This is a genomic window from Bacteroides sp. An51A (assembly GCF_002161565.1).
GTDB classification, from domain to species: Bacteria; Bacteroidota; Bacteroidia; order Bacteroidales; family Bacteroidaceae; genus Phocaeicola; species Phocaeicola intestinalis.
On sequence record NZ_NFIC01000002.1, the window covers coordinates 310484 to 331332 of the forward strand.

The following is a 20849-nucleotide window of genomic DNA, read 5'->3' on the forward strand; positions in this document are numbered from 1 at the left end:
TATTTGTAGTAGAAGTGTTATGCTATAACAATTTTATTATCACTGTCTAATGAGGCCTCCTGTCCAGGTCTAATGGGCAGAGCCAAGTTATAATCGAGCAGGAATTGGTTGCCGGAGTTCAGTTCATTCTGCGTATCATACCGGACAGAATAAACATTGTTTTCCCACCCAAAGGAACCCCCGCTATATTCTTGGGCGAAGCGTACAGCATACATCGTGCCGCTGATGATGGGACATTGAGCCACGATGACCGATTGGGTCAAGACAACTTGCATACGGCAACGTGCCACCAGTCTTGTGGGATTGGCTTTCACGCCGAAAGGATGTTCGGAAAGGATGGCTCCGCCCTTGGCTACTATTTCATCCTGCAATGATTTGTTCACTCTAGGATGTGTGATATCTAAGCCTGAGGCCACCACTGCGATTGTCTGTCCGCCCGCATCAAGACAACCCCGATGGGCAGCCGTATCGCATCCCAAAGCCAAACCACTGATGACGATATGTCCTTGTTCACCCATCTGTTTGGCAAGCCCGTATGCCATGTCCAATCCATCTTTGTCCGCAGCACGGGCACCAATGATAGCCACATTGTCTTCACGGTTGAGTAAATCCTTATTCCCTAGCACGTGGACGAGCAGCGGTGCATCTTGGCATAAATTGCGGAAGTGATGAGGATACGCTTCCTCATGATAAGGGATGGTAATCACTCCTGCTTTTGTCTGCCTGTCCAATATCCGTTTTGCCTTGTCGAGTTCGCGGATGGACATGGAAGCCGTTTCTTTCAGTGAATATCTTTCGCTTTCCATGTCTTCATATAGTTGCTTGGGAGAATACCCCAGCAACTGCAGGCATAATAATTCTTCTACCGAAAGATAAGAAAGCCTCCATGCCTCTATTTTATTTTGCTGCTTCTTGGCAGCCCCTTTCCAATCTTCTCTATTTTTCATAAATGGTATTTTATTTTGCGGCAAAGGAAACCTTTCGATGCGCCGAATCGGAGCATAGGCTGATTATTTTTTTCGTCTGCTTTCGTTTGCATTACTCTACATGTGGTTCGAAAAATTATAATAGAAATAAAAATATCTCCGCCTTGTGCTGCGATTTGGCACTTTCATGACGGATATTTGCACCATCAAACCAAATAGGAGGAATAGAATGAAACTGGCAGAAGCATTAAGCATCCGCGCTGACCTGCAAAACAGAATCGACCAATTAAAGAGCCGACTGAAGTACAGCGCCAAGGTGCAGGAAGGTGACCAACCTTCTGAGAACGTGAACGAATTGTATAAAGAATTGGATGAATGCCTTTCGCAATTCGAGGGGATTGTTTATCGGATTAACCACACCAACATGCAAACCGTGCACGAAGGAGAAACTCTCACTCAAATGATTGCCCGCAAAGACGCATTGAAGTTGCGTCTGACAGTAATGCGCGACCTCTTGAAGCACGTTGTTGAAAATGACCGTTACGGACGACAGGAGATAAAATATGTCCGCACGGTGGATGTGGGTGAATTGAGAAGGGTGACGGACAACTATTCCAAACAACTCCGAAGTCTGGATATGAAGCTACAAAGCCTGAATTGGTCAGTTGATTTAATTTAATAAAATAAGGTGTAGTCCTTCTTTTATCAGGCAATGGCGGCACTTCTTTGTCGTATGACAGGGGCAACAAACCAAGGTGGCAGCTGGTAGAGGCATGGTTATTACTGCGCATCTCCAACACAGCGTACAAACGCATTCACGCATACGACCCCTGGGGGAAGATTATTACGCATTACCTTGTGCCGATTGTTTTTGGAAAGAGGACGAGGGTGGGTTGAGGGGATTAGTATCATGATAAAAAATAGTGTTATGACATTCAAGGAACTGTTTTCGCAATTTAGTTTTGCTGAAATAAGTCCGGCATTCTTGAATCTATGGCAAACCAACGAACCGAAGTTGGCCGGGCAGCTTGATTTGGACAAGTGGAAAAGAATTTATCAGAAAGTGCAAGCGTTGGAGGCAAAATCATCCCCCTATTACATCCGCTTGGGATGGCGTTGGGAAACCTGTAGTCCGATGATAGATATGAACTGTTCTGTATACGACAAAGCGGACAATCACCTCGACTGCCCTATGGCCTGCTATCCTTCGTGGTCGGAAATAGCTGGTATGGAAGTGGTGGTAGAAAAAGATATCGTGATCACGCCACAAGAGCTTGTCGCGGGCTTGCTGTGGGAAATCACTTACTTTGGCGGGACGGAAGAGATTGCACAAAAAAATATGAATAGGACATTTCACGGAGGAACAAAATGAAACGAGAGAATATTGTCATGTTCATTTGGGAATGTCTTATTTCTGCCTTCATGGACATGAAACGGAAAAAGGTTGCCGCAATCATTTGGGCATGTATTGTTTTTACCCTTATTTTTTTCCTGCTTGTCTCGCTTAACGGAGAAATGTCGGAAGAGCGGTGGGTAAGAATAGGTTTTTAATAGTAAATAGAAATGAAAGAATCAAGTAGAGAAGATTTGATACGAGTTATCAAGGATGAACAGGAAATAACAAAAGATTATTTCATCAATGTAGCCCAAGCAAAAGGATTGATTAATTTAGATCTGAATGATTTCAGAAAATTCGCTGATAAGTATAAACTCGTAATGCAGATAACCGTTGATGCCCGCATCTCGGTTTCCGCTCAAATTGAAACTGCTATGGAGGAAATAAGGAAACAAGAGACAACTGTGATGTCAGCCATAATTCTGTCTGTCTCGTTCAATCCTTCATATCCGTTTATGATGGAAGAACTTGAGGGCATGGCTGATTGTTTGAACAATTTAACAAAACAGGATATAGAGGTGATATGGGGAATACAAGAACGTGCCAATATTTTAAATCAATGCAGTGTATCTTTGTTTGTCTTCGTATAATCAAACTCACTAATTAATAAAACGGCATGAATAATATTAATGAAATATTCTTTGACAATCACGGGCTGACTTCCACATCGGCATCGCATTTGGCGGATTTGGCACAAGAAGTCATAGCTGGGAATGAGGCAAAGTTGAAAAACATGACTTTTTTGACTACGAAAGTTGATATTGTAGGCTCACCTTCTGAATCGGGAAAAACTATATGTGTCGGTTATGACGGGAATATGCTGGACCAGGTGCGTCCTCTTTTGGAAAACATAGCTGCAATGAACGCTTTTTGCGCTTGGATGAGGGAAGCAGTCAAGGCTAAAGACAGGGAATTGAAACAAGTAGCAAACTTTACGTTTGAAGAATGGTGTGCGCTTCAAGGAGTCGAAATACCCTCCAGTCCATCCTATCCGAAGGAAACGACGGAAACGGATATCATTGCTCAAATGAATATCAAGGAGCGTAACCGTTATCTACAATTGGAAGCCGTAGCTGCTACTATTGGAAAATACATCCATCCCGGAGGCCAATTTTCTTCTGCTCGTGAAGAACTCCAAAACGGAATCATGAAGCCATACAGCACCGATGGCAATGGAAAAGACACGCTGATTTACGCTCATGTTCCTTCCGTTGACCCGCAAAAAGTAGAAGATGTGTTTTTCGAACTCCAAAAATGGCATCGTCAGAATGAACGGGAGCTGAATAAAATGAAGTTTGCCATCAAGAAACAAGCTGAGAAACAGACTTTAGAAAATACGCATCGGTTCAAGCAGGAACTGGAAAGTGAAAAACAATGCCACATGACGCTTTTCACTCAATACAAAGAATGGCAACTGAAAGAGCAGGAACGCATCTCTAAACTGAAAATCAATGTACCGGAAGCCTTGCAAAGCACTTATGAGCAATTAAGCCGGCTTGAAGAATAAAAAAGGTGTCGTGAACTTGCATCTCAATGGATGCTAATCACGGCTTTGATGGGGCAGAGGTTGTCGTTCTTATTTAATAGGAATTGGAATAAGGATGTCTAATTAACAAACGGCGGATGTTTGCAGCTATAAAAACATCCGGTCTTGGACTTTGGCTTTACCTGTGTCTTTGTCTTGGTATTCCTGCAAAAGGAATGCCGTATTGACAATCTCTGCCCCTAACTTAAATTTTGAATACAATGGAACATTTGAGAAAAGTATTAGGTCAACCGAAAAGAAAATTCACATCTTGGGAGAAGGTTTATATTGGTTTTATGACAATCGTTCTATCGTGCAAAATAGTATTATATATTTTTTGCAGATTACAGAATGAGCTAAAAGACTAACGAGAGATTGCCATATCCAGATGAATTCTTATCTCTAAGATATGCGATAAAAACAGGTTTCCGACTTCAGTCAAAATATGGTCTTCTATGCTTACCTTTACATTGAGTTTGTCGCAAAATTATAAATTATTTGCGACAACGATACTATCCCTCGCTTTCCATCGGACTGCTAAAGGCCTATCTGAGTAATATTTACATGTTCAAAAGAATTTTTAGCAAGTCCGGTCTGAAACCGAACAGAACTTTTAATACTAAACTTATCAAAGAACTATTTGGCATAGTGGCAGAAGCCGCTTAGCCGATATGTTGAATTCTTAACGGACTATTATGAGACAGTTTTGAATTAATCAAAGAAAAATGCTATGGGCATCTAATCAATTGGGTAATCAAATTCCAAAAGGTAATCAAAACAGTTGGAGTTTCTGATTGGGTTGCGTTACCAATCCAGATAGCTTCCTTTTATAGTTTCCATCTCAAAACCGTACGTTCTTGATATGGAAACCGTATGTTTTCGATATGGAAACCGTACGGTTTCCATATGGAGAACGTAAAAAGAAGACAGCCTGAAACAGATACTGAACCTTCCAATCATACATTGATTCGTATATGCCAAACTTATCGGAGAAATTAAGAAGCTGTTTTTTCGCTAGCACATTACAAACATGGGAACTTATATTGTGTGATGTATAAATGATGTTATGCAACACATCCGGATTACGCTTTTTCTTTTGCAGACAGGCATGAACAAAAAAGACCTGTGAAAAAACAATTTTTCCACAATTTTGATTCTATATTTTCATACATTTGCTACGATACGTTAACAATGTATGCTTGCATACGTTATTAACCCTTTATTAATCTTTATTTAATATATGCGTAAGAATGGCTAGTAAGATGAAATCTATGCGTTATGTGCTGCTGTTTTTTGCAGCGATGATATCGCTTAGCGTATCAGCGCAAAATGTAACCGTAAAAGGTACAGTGAAAGACAATACAGGAGAAACTGTTATCGGTGCTTCTGTAGTAGAGAAAGGAAATACCACCAATGGAGCAATTACGGACCTTGATGGTAATTTCACGCTTACCGTTCCTTCTGATGCAACTTTGGTGTTTTCTTACATCGGAATGAAGACACAAGAAGTGGCAGTAAAGGGGCGGACTATCTTGAATATAACAATGGATGATGACTCTCAGGCGTTGGAAGAGGTTGTTGTCATTGGTTATGGTTCTGTAAGGAGAAAAGACCTGACCGGTTCTGTGGCTACGGTCGATGCAGACGTACTGACAGCAGTTCCGGTAGCTTCGGCCACAGAAGCCTTGACAGGTAAGATGGCTGGTGTACAGATTACCACAACAGAAGGTTCGCCTGATGCAGAAATGAAAATCCGTGTACGTGGTGGAGGCTCTATCACAGGCGATAATAGTCCTCTGTTTATCGTAGACGGTTTCCCGGTAGAGTCTATTTCAGATATCCCCGCTTCGGAAATAGAAGATATCACTGTACTGAAAGATGCATCTTCTACTGCTATCTACGGTTCACGTGGTGCCAATGGTGTAATTCTGGTCACAACTAAATCGGGAAAAGAAGGTAAGGTCAGCGTCAGTTATAATGCCTATTATTCGTGGAAGAAAATTGCCAATACAATGGATGTGCTCGACCCTTATGATTATGCCAAGTGGCAATATGAACTGGCTTTGCTGAAAGATGACTTGACTTCGTACGAACAATATTTCGGGAAGTATGAAGACATGGATATGTATCAAAATATACCTTATAATGACTGGCAAGACTTGACATTCGGCCGTACAGGGCATACGTTTAATCATAACCTGAATATCAGCGGTGGTACGGAACGTATCCGCTATTCGTTCAGCTATGCACACATGAACGATAAAGCCATCATGGAAGGTTCGAATTATAAGCGTGATAACTTCAGTCTGAAACTGAACACGAAGCCTACCAAGAACACGACACTGGATTTCTCCATCCGTTATTCGGAAACCGATATCCGAGGTGGTGGTGCCAATGAAACAAGCAGTACGTTGGATACAGACAAGCGTTTGAAGTATTCTGTTATCTATACGCCGATACCTTTGGCAAATCTGGATGAATCGGCAGGTAGTGCCGACGATGACTTGGGTAATCTATATCATCCGATAACCGCCATTTGGGACAACGACCGTATGAAAGAGCGCAAGACCCTGAATATGAACGGTAGTTTTGGCTGGGAAATATTCAAGAATTTCAAGGTAAAAACTGAATTCGGTTATGATGATTACCGCAATAATGACCAACGTTTTTGGGGTACAACTACCTATTATATAAAAAACACACCGGCTGCAGCCAATCAAGGACATCCTGCTATCCGCATCAACAATTTGTTCCGTCACCGTTTCCGGAATACGAATACCATCAATTATGATTTTGAGAAAGTACTTAAAAACAAAGACCATAGTTTGAATCTGTTGGTAGGGCACGAATGGATTATAACCAAGGAAAACGAGCTGGAAAATGAAGTTCACGGATTTCCAGACTGGATTTCGGCTACAGAGGCGTGGAAACTGACAAATATTCAGGGTACCACTCCTTATAACATAGAAAATACATTAAATCCAGACGATAAGTTGTTTTCGTTCTTCGGACGCGTCAATTATAATTACAAAAGCAAATATTTGTTGACTGCAACATTCCGTGCCGATGCCTCTTCCAAATTTTCGGAAGACAATCGTTGGGGATTTTTCCCGTCGGCTGCTGTTGCATGGCGTATTTCGTCTGAATCTTTTATGGAAGGTGCCAAGAATTGGCTGGATGACTTGAAGTTGCGTTTCAGTTATGGTACTGCAGGAAATAACAACATCCCGTCAGGACAACTCGTACAGGTGTACAACAGTAATACGACTTCGTGGATTAACGGTTTTAATAATTATTGGGCACCCAGCAAGACCATGGCAAATCCAGACTTGAAATGGGAAACAACCATTACTCGTAACTTAGGATTGGATTTCACATTATTCGGTGGCAAGCTGAATGGTACAATCGAAGCTTACTTGAATACGACTAAGGACTTGCTGATAAACTTCCCAGTCAGTGGAACGGGGTATGATACCCAATACCGTAACATGGGAGAAACTCAAAATAAAGGTATTGAAGCTACTATTAACTGGACTATTGTCAACAAGAAAAACTGGGGAATCAGCTTGAATGCCAATATCGGTTTCAACAAGAATGAAATCAAGGATTTGGGAATTATGCAGGATTTCGGACAAGATACCAGTTGGGCTTCTTCTGAAATCGGTCAAGATTTCTGGATTGCCAAAGGCGGGTCTGTAGGTGAGATGTTAGGCTATCGTTCGGCAGGACGTTATGAAGTGAGTGATTTCGTAGGTTACGATGCTGCATCAGAAACATGGATACTGAAAGAAGGTGTTGATGACTGTACTGCGGTAGTGGGGACATTACGTCCAGGTATGATGAAACTGAAAGATTTAAGTGGCGACGGAGTAGTGACTGGAGGTTATGAAGACCGTGAGATCATTGGCGATGCCAATCCGGTAGCAACCGGAGGTTTCGGAATCAATGCGCGTGCATACGGTTTTGATTTGAGTGCCAATTTTAATTTCAGTATCGGCAACGACGTTTACAATGCCAACAAAATCGAGTACACCATGACTGGCAAATACCAGTACCGTAACATGACTACGGAAATGGCTGACGGAAACCGTTGGACTAACTTGAATCCGGACGGGACCATTTGTAATGACCCGGAACAGCTTGCAGCCATGAATGCCAATACCACAATGTGGTCTCCTATGACTCAACGCATGGTATTCAGCGACTGGGCGGTAGAAGACGGTTCATTCCTGCGCCTGAACACTTTGACATTAGGCTATACATTGCCGGAATCTTTGATGAACAAAGTACACATCAAGAACCTGCGCTTCTATGTGACAGCTTATAATGTATTCTGCCTTACAGGTTACTCAGGCTTCGATCCGGAAGTATCTACTGCCTTGCAGACGAATCTGACTCCGGGGGTAGATTATTCTGCTTATCCCAAGAGCCGCCAATTCGTCATTGGTGTTAACTTGAATTTCTAAACCCGTAAATTAAGACAATATGAAAAAATTATTTTATATACCTCTATTAGCGTTGCTGGCATGCGGTATAAGCTCCTGTGATATGGAAGCTCCCTCACAGTCATCAATGGACTCATCGCTTATTTTTTCGCAGTATGAGATGGCAGAAGCTGCCGTTATGGGTATTCATCAGTCATTCGGAGAAACCAATTCTTATCGTGGACGCTACTTGCCTTACTATGGCATCAATAGCGATGTGGAATGGATTAATGGTTTGGAAGCCAGCGGTATCAATGACGGAGGGAAGAACGACCTCGCCACTTATAATGCCCAGCCTTCCAATTCACAGATGAATACAGACAATAATGCATACGCTAAGTTTTACGAAGGTATCGAACGTGCCAACAAGGCGATCGAAGGCATACGTGCATACGGCAATTATGAAAACAACCCTGATATGGCACACCTGCTGGGAGAAGCTTTGACCTTACGGGCTGTCATCTATCTTGACTTGATTAAAGGCTGGGGAGATGTACCTGCACGTTTTTCTTCTATCACATCAGAAACGATGTACCTTCCGCGGGCTGACCGGGATGAAATATACAAACAACTGTTGGCTGACCTGCTGGAAGCAGAAAACTATGTATATTGGCCTAATGAGTCCAACATAACCCAGACTACCGAACGTGTAAGCAAGGCTTTTGTCAAGGCCCTTCGTGCTCGAATCGCTCTTTATGCAGGAGGCTACAGCCAACGTGCCGACGGTATACGGTTAAGCAATGACCCAGACCTGGATCGTACCGCCATGTATACCATCGTACGTGACGAATGCCTTGATGTGATAGCACAATATCCGAATCTGGCTTCACTTCCGTTTAAAGATAACTTTACGAATTTGTGCCAGGATGTAGTTACCGCCGGGCAAGAGTCTATTTGGGAGATTCCTTTCTCGGAAGGACGTGGCCGTGTACTTTATACATTAGGGGTAGAACATCAGGCGAAAGACCAGTATACCCAACAGAACAAAGGCGGTGTGAACGGTCCTCTTCCTACTTTATTTTATGATTATGATGTAGATGACATACGCCGCAACATCACCTGTGCCCCTTTCAGGTGGTCGCAAACATTGACCAACGGACGCAGTACACAAGAGCTGGCTTCATTAAAAGAATGGAACTTCGGAAAATTGCGTTACGAATGGATGAGCCGCATCGTGACTTCTACTAATGATGACGGTGTAAACTGGCAATACATGCGTTTGGCAGATGTCTATTTAATGGCTGCAGAAGCTGTTAACGAACTGGAAGGTCCGGCAAATGCTGCCCAATACATGCGTCCGGTGCTGGAACGTGCATTACCATCAGACAAAGTTTCCGCTTATATGAATACAGCTACTGCCAGCAAAGAATCGTTCTTTGATGCCATTGTAGAGCAACGCGGATTGGAATTTGCCGGAGAATCGTTGCGGAAAGCTGACCTGATACGCTGGAATTTGTTAAAGACCAAACTGGACGAGGCCAAGACCAAGATGAAACAACTGGCACGACGTGAAGGAAAATACGCCGACTTGATAGATAAAGTCTATACATACCAGACAGTAGTAAACGAGGGAGAGGCAAGCGAAATTGTGAACGCTATTCCTGCAGGTGCTTATACCTCCATCGAAACCATTGATGGCATGACTGATATTTTCGTAATTTACGGTTTGAATTATGGCGATACGGAAACGGTCGGTGAAACCTTGCTGGACCAAGGATATACAAGTACGACATGGCTGGGAACCGACAAATTGGAAGATGCCAAGGTGGACGTACTTTATGTGAATAATCCGGATGAAAATCAATATTGGCCTATCTGGCAGATATTCGTGGATAATAGCAATGGAATGTTAACGAATGATTAAAAACACATGATTATGAATAAGCTGAAAAAATATACCTATTTGTTGGGAGTTGCTTTGGTGGCTCTTGCTACGGCTTGCGAAGACCAAAGCGAAGAAGTGCTGAGCATTGACTATAGCCGTTACTTTGCTCCTATCAATCTGGAAGCAAGAGTTGTAAACCGCACGGACGTTCGTCTGACCTGGACTCCTAGCCAAGGCGCGACAAGCTATAATATTGAACTATTTGCCAATGATAGCCTGACTTTTGCAGGTACAGCAGCTTTGACATTCGACGGAATTACGGCGGACGACCTTCCTTATGTTATTTCCGGACTGGAAGGTGAAACTCAATATTCGGCACGTGTACAGGCAGTAGGTGAAGACGAAAGCAAGACTTCGAAATGGAGCGGCGTATTTTTCGAAACCGATGCTGAACAGATACTGGAAACCGTAACCGAAGCCGACCTTACCTACAATTCAGTCACTTTACGTTGGCCTGCAGGACAAACGGCAACAGAAATCGTGCTAAGTCCTGCCGATGTGCCTGCACATACAGTCACGTCCGAAGAAATAGCAGCCGGACAGGCCACTATCACCGGTCTGAAACCGGAAACGGAATATACCGCCAAACTGATGAACGGTAACAAGACCCGAGGCTCGCAAACCTTTACAACATTGATTGATTTGGCGGGCGCTACAGCAATTAGTCCCGAAGATGACTTTGTTGCCATCCTGGAAGGAGCCGAAGACGGTGCGTCCTTCGCATTTTATCCGGGCACCTATACTGTACCTGGCGAAGAAGGTGGAGTTGGTAAGTTGAATATCAAGGCAGATATCGAACTCAAAGCTGTACGTCCAAGCGACCGGCCGGTTATCAATGGTTGCATTACACTCAATGAAGGAGCATCGTTGAGCCTGAGCCAGATTGTCATGGATGGAACAGGTACAGACGGTAGCCAGGCTTTCGAATACAAAGATGAAGGCACGTATGGACATTTGATGATTAATGATTGTGAAATCCGCAATTATGTGAAAGGCCTGTATTATGTCAACGTAACTGCCTCTATCAATGAAATCACCATCAACAATAGCCTGATGCACGGAATACAGTGCAGCGGTGGCGATATGTTCGATTGCCGCAAGGGATACATTGCCACACTGAACATCACAAACAGCACCATCTGGAACAGTTGTGCCGATCGTGACTTCATACGCTATGATGATGCTTCCAGCGACTTTGCCGGTGCTGCCCCTGTCATTACAGTCGACCATTGTACGATTGACGGTGCAAGCAATGACAGCAGCCGCCGTTTGCTTTACGTACGCTTCAAGGGCAATAGCATTAGCTTTACTAACAACATGGTTTCCAATATGCCGAATTGTGGCAGAGGATTCTCCGACAACAGCAATACGGCAGAACCTACATTCGAAAACAATAATTACTTCAATACGAAGAACCTTGTTTCAGATGGAGGAGACGGCAAAGCCAAGTTCTTCGACGCCGATGGTACAACGCTTGACCCGGGGTATGCAGATGCTGCAAACGGTGACTTTACATTAAGTAATGAAGAGTTGATTTACAACCAGGTAGGCGATCCTCGCTGGTATTGAGCTATGATTTTATAAGAAGACACATCGCTTCTATAAACTGATTGAAAGAAGGAAGCCGGTTCATAACCTAACCGGTTTCCTTCTTTCTGTTTTTACATAAAAAATTATAGCTGCACCGCCCGATGCATATAGGTGCATTGGCTTATACAGATAGAATCGGGGGCTTATGCAAATATTTACCTTCAAACATTTGTAAACCACAAGGTAAATACGTATTTTTGTCTGGCTAAACTAAAACTATTTGCGTTATGAAAAAGATTTTATCGACTCTTATGGTGGTGGCCTGCCTGTGGATAGCCATACCGGCACAGGCTCAATTGAAGTTCGGCTTAAAAGGAGGTCTGAACATTTCCACCCTCACCTTTTCAGAAGATGTGTTTAAAGGAGACAACCGGACCGGATTCTTTATCGGACCGATGGCTGAATTTACTATTCCGGTAGTGGGACTGGGCATTGATGTGGCTGCCCTGTATAACCAGTCTAAAGGAAAGGCGAATTATTATGAAGAAGGAGTATCTCAAAACAGGACATTGAAAACAATAGAAATACCTGTCAACTTAAAATGGACGTTTGGACTGGGAAGTACCTTCGGAGCTTATATTGCGGCGGGACCCCAATTCGGCTTCAATGTAGGCAGCGGACTTTTCAATATCGGTTCGGAAACATTTGATATGAAGAAATCTTATACTACCTTCAATGTGGGAGCAGGTGTAAAACTCATTCAGCATTTGCAAATCGGATTGAACTATAACTTCAGCATCAACAAAGTGGCGAAAGCCGTGATAGAAGATTATGAAGGCACGGTAGACATGAAGAAAAACACGTGGCAGGTATCACTGGCATATATGTTTTAAGCATTTTCCCCAATAAGGAGTTGAAAAGGAGTTATTTCAGGGAGTTAAAGGGAGTTAGAAGCCAATACTTTTGCTCATGGAAGCCATAACAGGATTATTGGCCTTTAACTCCTGCCGAAGACATAACTCCTTCTAACTCCCTTTTATGCTATGGGCATTTTTGTCTTCTGTGATGAATTTAATTAATCAGGAATAGTTGCTTATGCTTATGCTTACGCATCTATATGCGTGTGTCTGCAAATAGAGAAGTTGAATATGCCCCTACATGGCATCGTATTAAGTCAGTCACACGGGAAAACCACTCCCCACGATTTCCGCAATTCGTCCATTTGTCTCATGATGCGAAGTGTTTCTGCATGCGGCATATAAGGAGATTCCAGCCAGCCTTTTTCAATGGCCTCGATGGAGGCATATACTTGATATTCAAATCCTGTGATACATTGCGGGGCATAATATACGGCAGATACATTGTAATCGTCATCTATTACCCGTACCGATTGTGGGCAATTGATATTCTCTACAATGAGTTGTCCCTTATCTCCGCTGATGACTCCCATACGGTCGCTCTTGGCATAAATACTCGACTGGAGCGAAGCCATTTTCCCGTCTTTGTAGAACAAAGTGATGTTTTCTTGTGCATCCACTCCTGTATCGGCCAGCAGGCAAGAAGATTCCATCCGTTCTATTTCGGTGCCGAATGCCATAGCGGCAAAGTTAAGTGTATATACGCCAATGTCCAGCAAGGCACCTCCCGCCAGTTCCGGACGTTGGATGCGTTCTTTGTACGATACCGGATAACTAAGGTTTGCCGAGAGTGTATAAGGTGTACCGATTATGCCGCTATGTATCAGTTCCTGTATTTTGAGCGAGAGAGGCAAATATCGTGTCCAGATAGCTTCGGTAATAAAGACTCCTTTCTCTTTGGCATATGCCAGCAAAGATTCGGCTTGGCGTGCATTGGCGGTGAAAGACTTTTCGCACAATACCGGTTTCCCTTTTCCGATGCACATTCGTGCCTGCTCGTAATGGTGCGAATGCGGAGTAGCTATATAGATAAGGTCTACTTCTGGGTCGTTTGCCAGTTCTTCGTAAGAGCCGTATGCTTTGGCAAACTGCCATTCACGGGCAAAATGTTCTGCTTTTTCTTTACTGCGCGAAGCGACGGCATAACGGGCCACTCCTTTCATTCCTCCCAAGGTAGTTGCCATCTTCTGAGCTATTCTGCCACAACCGATGATACCTATTTTATAAACTTTCATATTGAATTAACTATAAGATGAAACAATGAGTCGGATGCAAAGCTATTAAAAGTTTCCAAAATATCCCAGCAAGATGCACGGGTTTTTGTAACTTTGCGGCATGAAAAAGTTTGCAGATGTCATAGTGCCGTTGCCTATCCTGGGGCAATATACGTATGCTGTTCCGGCAGAGTTGGAAGGAAGAGTATGCGCAGGCATCCGTGTCGTTGTTTCATTCGGCAAAAAGAAATATTATACGGCTATTGTGACACGCGTGCACGAAGAAGTTCCAGAAGGATATGAGACCAAGGAGATTGTAGAAGTGCTCGATGAAAAACCTGTATTGCTAAAACGGCAATACGATTTCTGGCAATGGATAGCCGATTATTACCTGTGCACGTTGGGCGATGTCTATAAGGCTGCCCTACCCTCGGGGATGAAGCTGGAAAGCGAGACTCTAGTAGTCTACAATCCTGAATTTGAAGCGGATTCCATCCTTCCTGAGAAAGAACAATCTGTGCTTGATGCCCTGACCCTTGATAACGAACAATGCATTACCCAACTGGGAAAAATCACCGGCATCAAGAACATACTTCCTGTTATTCATAGCCTGCTGAAGAGAAATGCCATTTATGTCAAGGAGGAACTGAAACGTAGCTACAAGCCACGTACCGAGGTTTTTGTGCGTTTTCCACAGACGATACAACAGGAAGCAGACCTGCATCGGCTGTTCGATGCGCTTGCACGTGCTCCTAAACAGCTGGCTGCTTTGATGAAATACGTAGAACTTTCAGGATGGGTGCGTCCTGGCAGCTTTCTGAAAGAAGTATCACGCAAGGCTTTGCTGCAAGAATCGGGAGTGACCCCTGCTGTATTGTCTGGCCTGGTGGATAAAAAAGTATTTGAATTATACCATCAGGAAATAGGAAGACTGGCAAAAGGTGTTTTGGATACAGTTCCGCTAAACCCGCTTAGCATGGCACAGCAAAAAGCATACGAGCAAATAATCGGGTCGTTCGCTACAAAATCCGTATGCTTGCTTCATGGAGTGACCTCCAGTGGTAAGACGGAAATTTACATTCATTTGATTAGACAGGTTATCCAGAGTGGCAAACAAGTGTTGTATTTGCTGCCCGAAATAGCCTTGACCACTCAGATAACCGAACGGCTAAGGCGGGTATTTGGCAACCGGCTTGGAATTTATCATTCCAAATTCCCGGATGCCGAACGGGTAGAAATCTGGCAGAAGCAGCTTTCCGAAAACGATTACGATATCATACTGGGTGTACGTTCGTCCATATTCTTACCTTTCCGTCGGTTAGGGCTGGTCATCGTTGACGAAGAGCACGAGAACACCTATAAGCAACAAGAACCGGCACCGCGCTATCATGCCCGTAATGCTGCCATGGTGCTGGCTTCATTGTTCGGTGCAAAGACATTACTGGGGACTGCCACTCCCAGTATCGAGACCTATTACAATGCCCTTCAGGGGAAATACGGCCTGGTGGAACTGACCGAGCGTCACCAACAGATTCAGTTGCCGGCAATCGAAGTGGTAGACATCAAGGAACTGGCACGCAAGAAACGGATGACGGCACAATTTTCTCCTTTGCTTTTACAAAAGATCAGGGAGGCGTTGGAGCAAAAGGAACAGGTCATCCTGTTTCAGAACCGGCGAGGATTTGCCCCGATGATAGAATGCCGTACATGTGGCTGGATACCAAAGTGTAAAAACTGCGATGTGAGCCTGACTTATCATAAAGGATTGAACCAGTTGACGTGCCATTACTGCGGGTATGCCGAACCCATACCGAAAGCATGCCCGGCATGTGGAGGAGTGGAACTGGTCAGCCGGGGGTTCGGAACCGAGAAGGTGGAAGACAGCATCAAGGAAATCTTTCCCGAAGCACGTATTGCCCGGATGGACCTGGACACGACCCGTACCCGTACTGCATACGAAAAAATTATCGCTGATTTTGAAGAAGGAAAAACCGATATCCTTATCGGAACCCAAATGGTATCGAAAGGTTTGGATTTTGACCGGGTAAGTGTGGTTGGCATACTGAATGCCGATTCGATGCTGAACTATCCCGACTTCCGTTCATACGAGCGCGCGTTCCAACTGATGGCACAGGTAGCAGGACGTGCGGGCAGGAAAAACAAGCAAGGACTGGTAATCTTGCAGACCAAATCGCCCGACCTTCCGTTGATACACGAAGTGGTAACGAATAATTACCGCAGTTTGTTCGATGAGCAAATTGCCGAACGCCACTTGTTCAAGTACCCGCCTTTTTACCGGCTGGTCTATGTATACCTGAAACACCGTAAACAAGAAGTTCTCGACCAGGCGGCTGACGTAATGGCACGTTACTTGCGACAAGGATTGGGCGAACGGATTTTAGGGCCGGATTTACCTTTGGTGGCACGTATTCAAACTTTGTTCATAAAGAAGATAATGGTAAAAGTAGAATTACAGGCGTCGATGTCAAAAGTACGGGCATACCTGCGCCAAGTGCAACGTGCCATCGCAGAAGACGAACGTTTTCGTTCGCTGTTGGTATATTATGACGTAGACCCTATGTGAGTTGAGTTTTCTCTCCAATTATAATAAAGAATATGAAAATAGAATTAGATGTACACACCCATACGATAGCCAGCGGGCATGCATTCAGCACTTTGCAGGAAATGGTGCAAGCGGCTTCCGAAAAGGGATTGAAACTGTTGGGCATTACCGAACATGCTCCCGGCATTCCGGGTTCGTGCAGTCCCATTTATTTCCGCAATCTTTATGTCGTACCGCGCCGAATGTACGGCGTCGATTTGCTGCTGGGAGCGGAAATCAACATTCTGGATTGTGAAGGCAACATTGACATGGACGAGTTTTACCTTAATTTGCTCGATTTGCGTATTGCCGGTATACACTCGTTGTGTTATGCGGGCGGTACACCTGAAGAAAACACGCACGGCATGGTACAGGCAATAGCCAATCCTTACATTCACATTATCAGTCATCCGGGAGACGGGACTGCGAAACTGAATTTCGAACCCATTGTGCTGGCCGCCAAAGAGCACCACACGTTGCTCGAAATCAACAATTCTTCACTTCGTCCTTGCCGGAAAAAGATGGATGCACGCGACAATAACCTGGAAATACTGCGTTTGTGCAAACGATACGAAGTACCGGTCATATTGGGAAGCGATGCACACATTTCGTTCGATATTGCAACTTACGATTATGCCTTGCAGCTGATAGGTGAGACAGAGTTCCCTGAAGAACTGATCATGAACACCAGCGTAGAAAAGTTTAAAACTTATTTGAATATATAATGTAAGCAGGGAGGAAAGGAACTGTTATCGGGGATCCAAGAAGCCATGACTTTTATGTCCGAAATGCCGTTAAACTCTTCTTGCTCCTCTTGTTCTCCTGGCTTCTTTTGCTTTTTCTAATTCCTTTACAAATTATGAAGCGAATACTCTTTGTCTGCCTCGGCAATATATGCCGTTCGGCTGCCGCCGAAGAAATCATGCGTACTTACCTGAAACAAGAAGGACTGGAAATGGAAATAGAGGTCGACTCGGCAGGTATCAGCGGATATCATGAAGGCGACCTTGCCGACCCACGGATGCGAATGCATGCCTCCCGGCGTGGCTACCAGATTACGCACCATTCGCGTCCCGTGCGTACCGATGATTTTTACAACTTCGATTGGATTCTTGGTATGGATGATGCCAATATCGATGCCTTACGCGAGAAAGCCCCTGATGTGGAAACAGAACGAAAGATTGGTCGGATGACCGATTTCTGCCAAACGAAAGTAGCTGACTATGTACCCGATCCTTACTACGGTGGTGCACAAGGCTTCGAAAATGTACTAGACATTCTGGAAGATGCTTGCAAAGGTTTACTAAATCATATCCGAAACCTGTAAGACTTAGAAGCTGTTTTGAATTTCTCCAAAAAGTTTTTCTTGTCTTGATGTATACGTTTTCGTGTGTGCTTTGGGCGATTTTTTGGTCTTTTTCGCTCCTGTTCTTCGTCAGATAGCCCGCTATCTTCCTCATCACAGAAGCGAAAATGCCTCAAAAACTCATCCCAAATCATCGCACGATAAATTCAAAACAGCTTCTTATATCCCAGACTGAGAATGTGTGCAGACGTGTTTCTCCGCACGCCTGCACGCACAATTCAGAAGTCATTCTTTTTCGCCATAACACAAGTCGCCTGCATCGCCCAGCCCCGGAACAATATACGAGTGAGCATTCAGTTCCGGATCGATAGTAGCACACCACAAGGTAGTCTTTTCTTGAGGAAAAACTTTCTGGATATGTTCTACAGCCTGTCGGCTGGCTATTACCGAAGCAATATGTACGTGCGCAGGCGTTCCCTTGGTCAGCAAGGCTTCATATGCATATTCCATAGAAGCACCCGTAGCAAGCATCGTATCGGTAAGAATCAATGTTTTTCCATCCAGTTTTGGAGAAGCGATGTATTCAATATGAATGTCGAAATGATCTTCATCGATGTATTTGCGGTAAGCCGATACGAAAGCATTCTCGGCATGGTCGAAATAATTGATGAATCCTCGGTGGAGCGGAAGCCCTGCACGCAGAATGGTCGCAATAACCGGACGGACAGCCGGTATGTTTTCCACTGCTTCGGCAAGCGGCGTGCGTATCACCTTCTCTTCATAAGGCAGGTCACGGCTGATTTCGTATGCCATGATTTCCCCGATACGTTCGATATTCCGCCGGAATCGCAAACTGTCTTGCTGGATGTTGACATCGCGCATCTCGGCAAGGAATTGGTTTAACAGTGTGTTGCTGGTACTAAAATCAATAATCTTCATGATGTTCGCTTGATAATTTTTCACAAAGGTACGAAGAAAAAAGGACATTTGTGTAAAAATGTCATGCTATGCCCCGAAGGTTTCGTGGTAAAGAGGGTGAGGGGTATCTTTTTTGAAACAAGGCAATTGCAAACTCCGTGTAGCATATTTGTTACACAAGTATAAAACTTTGCTAATTACGGATTTTTTTCAATAATATCTGCTTCGGATTCAAAAGAAACCACTATTTTTGTAGCGCGAAAAACAAGGGAGATGTGTTGAAGAACATCTTTTTTGAAGCTAACTAAAGAGAACATCAAGCAATAACTAAACATTTGATATAATAACCAATTAATCATTTGAACAATGGCAAATTTAGATCTTACTAAGTACGGTATCAATGGAACCGTAGAAATCGTACACAATCCGTCTTACGATGTTTTGTTCGCAGAAGAAACAAAACCGGGTTTGGAAGGCTATGAAAAAGGTCAGGTAACTGAACTGGGTGCTGTAAACGTAATGACCGGTGTGTACACAGGTCGTTCTCCTAAAGATAAATTCCTGGTAAAAGACGCTACAAGTGAAAACACAGTGTGGTGGACTTCTGATGAATACAAAAACGACAACAAGCCTGTAACTACAGAAACTTGGAACGCTTTGAAAGAATTGGCTACTAAAGAACTTTCTAACAAGAAACTGTATGTAGTAGATGGTTACTGCGGTGCAAACCCTGCAACTCGTCTGTGCGTACGTTTCATCATGGAAGTTGCTTGGCAGGCTCACTTCGTAACTAACATGTTCATCCGTCCTTCTAAAGAAGAACTGGAATCATTCGAACCTGACTTCGTTGTTTACAACGCTTCTAAGGCTAAAGTTGAAAACTACAAAGAACTGGGCTTGAACTCTGAAACTGCCGTTGTCTTCAACTTGACTACTAAGGAACAAGTTATCCTGAATACTTGGTATGGTGGTGAAATGAAGAAAGGTATGTTCTCTATGATGAACTACTTCAACCCGTTGCGTGGCATCGCTTCTATGCACTGTTCAGCTAACACCAACATGGAAGAAACTGACTCAGCTATCTTCTTCGGTTTGTCTGGAACAGGTAAGACTACTTTGTCTACCGACCCGAAACGTAAATTGATCGGTGACGACGAACACGGATGGGATGACGAAGGTGTATTCAACTACGAAGGTGGTTGCTACGCAAAAGTTATCAACTTGGATAAAGAATCAGAACCGGATATCTACAACGCTATCAAACGCGACGCTCTGTTGGAAAACGTTACAGTTGCTGCTGACGGTAAGATCGACTTCGCAGATAAGAGCGTAACAGAAAACACTCGTGTTTCTTACCCGATTTACCACATCAACAACATCGTTAAGCCGGTATCTAAAGGTCCTCACGCTCACCAAGTAATCTTCTTGTCAGCTGATGCCTTCGGTGTATTGCCTCCGGTATCTATCTTGAACCCGGAACAAGCTCAGTATTACTTCTTGTCTGGATTTACTGCAAAATTGGCAGGTACAGAACGTGGTATCACTGAACCGACTCCGACATTCTCTGCTTGCTTCGGTCAGGCTTTCTTGAGCTTGCACCCGACTAAATATGCAGAAGAGTTGGTTAAGAAGATGAAGATGGTTGGTGCTAAGGCTTACTTGGTTAACACTGGTTGGAACGGTACCGGCAAACGTATCTCTATCCGCGATACTCGTGGTATCATCGACGCTATCCTCGATGGTTCTATCGACAAAGCTCCGACTAAGACTATCCCGTACTTCAACTTCGTTGTTCCGACTGAATTGCCGGGCGTAGATCCGAAGATTCTTGATCCGCGTGATACTTACGCTGACGCTGCTCAGTGGGATGAAAAAGCTAAAGACCTGGCTGGTCGCTTCATCAAGAACTTCGTTAAGTTCACTGGTAACGAAGCTGGTAAGGCTTTGGTTGAAGCTGGTCCGAAATTGTAATTTCAATCTCAACCTATATGGCAAAGCGGTCCTCTTTCGTAGAGGACCGCTTTTTTAATGCCTGTTTAAATGCTGTTCAAGCCAAAAGCTCCCTCAAACGAACATAAGTGAGAAGGCTGACTCACTTATGTGAAACGCCCGGGTTACTTATGTGAAACGGTCCACTCACTTATGT

General features: G+C 43.9%; 16 protein-coding genes. 12 read left to right on the top strand and 4 right to left on the bottom strand.

Translation table 11 applies throughout. The features are described from left to right. Positions 1-17 precede the first annotated feature (17 nt). Entirely contained in the window at positions 18-947 is a 930-nt protein-coding gene (locus B5G04_RS04905) for a DNA-processing protein DprA (protein ID WP_087396101.1), read from the bottom strand. 208 nt (positions 948-1155) lie between these two features. Here B5G04_RS04905 and B5G04_RS04910 point away from each other — a divergent pair, with 208 nt between their 5' ends. From B5G04_RS04910 to B5G04_RS04950, 8 genes are all read left to right on the top strand, one after another. After that, on the top strand, positions 1156-1605 hold the full coding sequence (locus B5G04_RS04910; protein ID WP_087249070.1) for a DIP1984 family protein: 450 nt from the start codon (positions 1156-1158) through the stop codon (positions 1603-1605). Positions 1606-1854: 249 nt separating this feature from the next. After that, the gene (locus B5G04_RS04915) at positions 1855-2298 is read left to right on the top strand and encodes a DUF6557 family protein (protein WP_087396103.1); all 444 of its coding nucleotides are present in this window, start codon (positions 1855-1857) and stop codon (positions 2296-2298) included. 191 nt (positions 2299-2489) lie between these two features. Then, positions 2490-2912, top strand: coding sequence for a hypothetical protein (locus B5G04_RS04925; RefSeq protein WP_087396107.1), 423 nt, complete (start codon positions 2490-2492; stop codon positions 2910-2912). A 26-nt stretch (positions 2913-2938) separates the two neighbouring features. Continuing rightward, positions 2939-3829: a hypothetical protein gene (locus B5G04_RS04930; protein WP_087396108.1), complete on the top strand. Its 891-nt coding sequence runs from the start codon at positions 2939-2941 to the stop codon at positions 3827-3829. 1268 nt (positions 3830-5097) lie between these two features. Then, a complete protein-coding gene (locus B5G04_RS04935; protein WP_022040453.1) occupies positions 5098-8313 on the top strand; it encodes a TonB-dependent receptor in 3216 nt (1071 codons plus the stop codon). Between the two features lie 19 nt (positions 8314-8332). Further along, entirely contained in the window at positions 8333-10195 is a 1863-nt protein-coding gene (locus B5G04_RS04940) for a RagB/SusD family nutrient uptake outer membrane protein (protein ID WP_087396110.1), read from the top strand. A 12-nt stretch (positions 10196-10207) separates the two neighbouring features. Continuing rightward, positions 10208-11785: a fibronectin type III domain-containing protein gene (locus B5G04_RS04945; RefSeq protein ID WP_158100049.1), complete on the top strand. Its 1578-nt coding sequence runs from the start codon at positions 10208-10210 to the stop codon at positions 11783-11785. A 248-nt stretch (positions 11786-12033) separates the two neighbouring features. Further along, positions 12034-12639, top strand: coding sequence for a porin family protein (locus B5G04_RS04950; RefSeq protein WP_022040450.1), 606 nt, complete (start codon positions 12034-12036; stop codon positions 12637-12639). A 281-nt stretch (positions 12640-12920) separates the two neighbouring features. Here the strand turns inward: B5G04_RS04950 and B5G04_RS04955 are convergent, their stop codons facing one another. After that, on the bottom strand, positions 12921-13898 hold the full coding sequence (locus B5G04_RS04955; protein WP_022040449.1) for a Gfo/Idh/MocA family oxidoreductase: 978 nt from the start codon (positions 13896-13898) through the stop codon (positions 12921-12923). 100 nt (positions 13899-13998) lie between these two features. Here B5G04_RS04955 and priA point away from each other — a divergent pair, with 100 nt between their 5' ends. From priA to B5G04_RS04970, 3 genes are all read left to right on the top strand, one after another. After that, on the top strand, positions 13999-16461 hold the full coding sequence (gene priA, locus B5G04_RS04960; protein ID WP_087396113.1) for a primosomal protein N': 2463 nt from the start codon (positions 13999-14001) through the stop codon (positions 16459-16461). Positions 16462-16493: 32 nt separating this feature from the next. Continuing rightward, positions 16494-17204 carry a phosphatase gene (locus B5G04_RS04965; RefSeq protein ID WP_087249084.1) on the top strand — a complete coding sequence of 237 codons (711 nt, stop codon included), beginning with the start codon at positions 16494-16496 and terminating at the stop codon, positions 17202-17204. A 134-nt stretch (positions 17205-17338) separates the two neighbouring features. Next, a complete protein-coding gene (locus B5G04_RS04970) occupies positions 17339-17806 on the top strand; it encodes a low molecular weight protein-tyrosine-phosphatase (RefSeq protein WP_022040446.1) in 468 nt (155 codons plus the stop codon). On the opposite strand, the gene B5G04_RS19290 is transcribed toward B5G04_RS04970, so the two are convergent. Next, on the bottom strand, positions 17788-17979 hold the full coding sequence (locus B5G04_RS19290) for a hypothetical protein (RefSeq protein WP_140406900.1): 192 nt from the start codon (positions 17977-17979) through the stop codon (positions 17788-17790). The genes B5G04_RS04970 and B5G04_RS19290 overlap by 19 nt on opposite strands. A 91-nt stretch (positions 17980-18070) precedes the next feature. Next, positions 18071-18724 (bottom strand): uracil phosphoribosyltransferase, encoded by a 654-nt coding sequence (gene upp / locus B5G04_RS04975; RefSeq protein ID WP_087212513.1) that lies wholly within the window; start codon positions 18722-18724, stop codon positions 18071-18073. 345 nt (positions 18725-19069) lie between these two features. Here upp and pckA point away from each other — a divergent pair, with 345 nt between their 5' ends. Then, the gene (pckA, locus tag B5G04_RS04980; RefSeq protein ID WP_087396115.1) at positions 19070-20674 is read left to right on the top strand and encodes a phosphoenolpyruvate carboxykinase (ATP); all 1605 of its coding nucleotides are present in this window, start codon (positions 19070-19072) and stop codon (positions 20672-20674) included. The last annotated feature ends 175 nt before the right edge of the window (positions 20675-20849 follow it).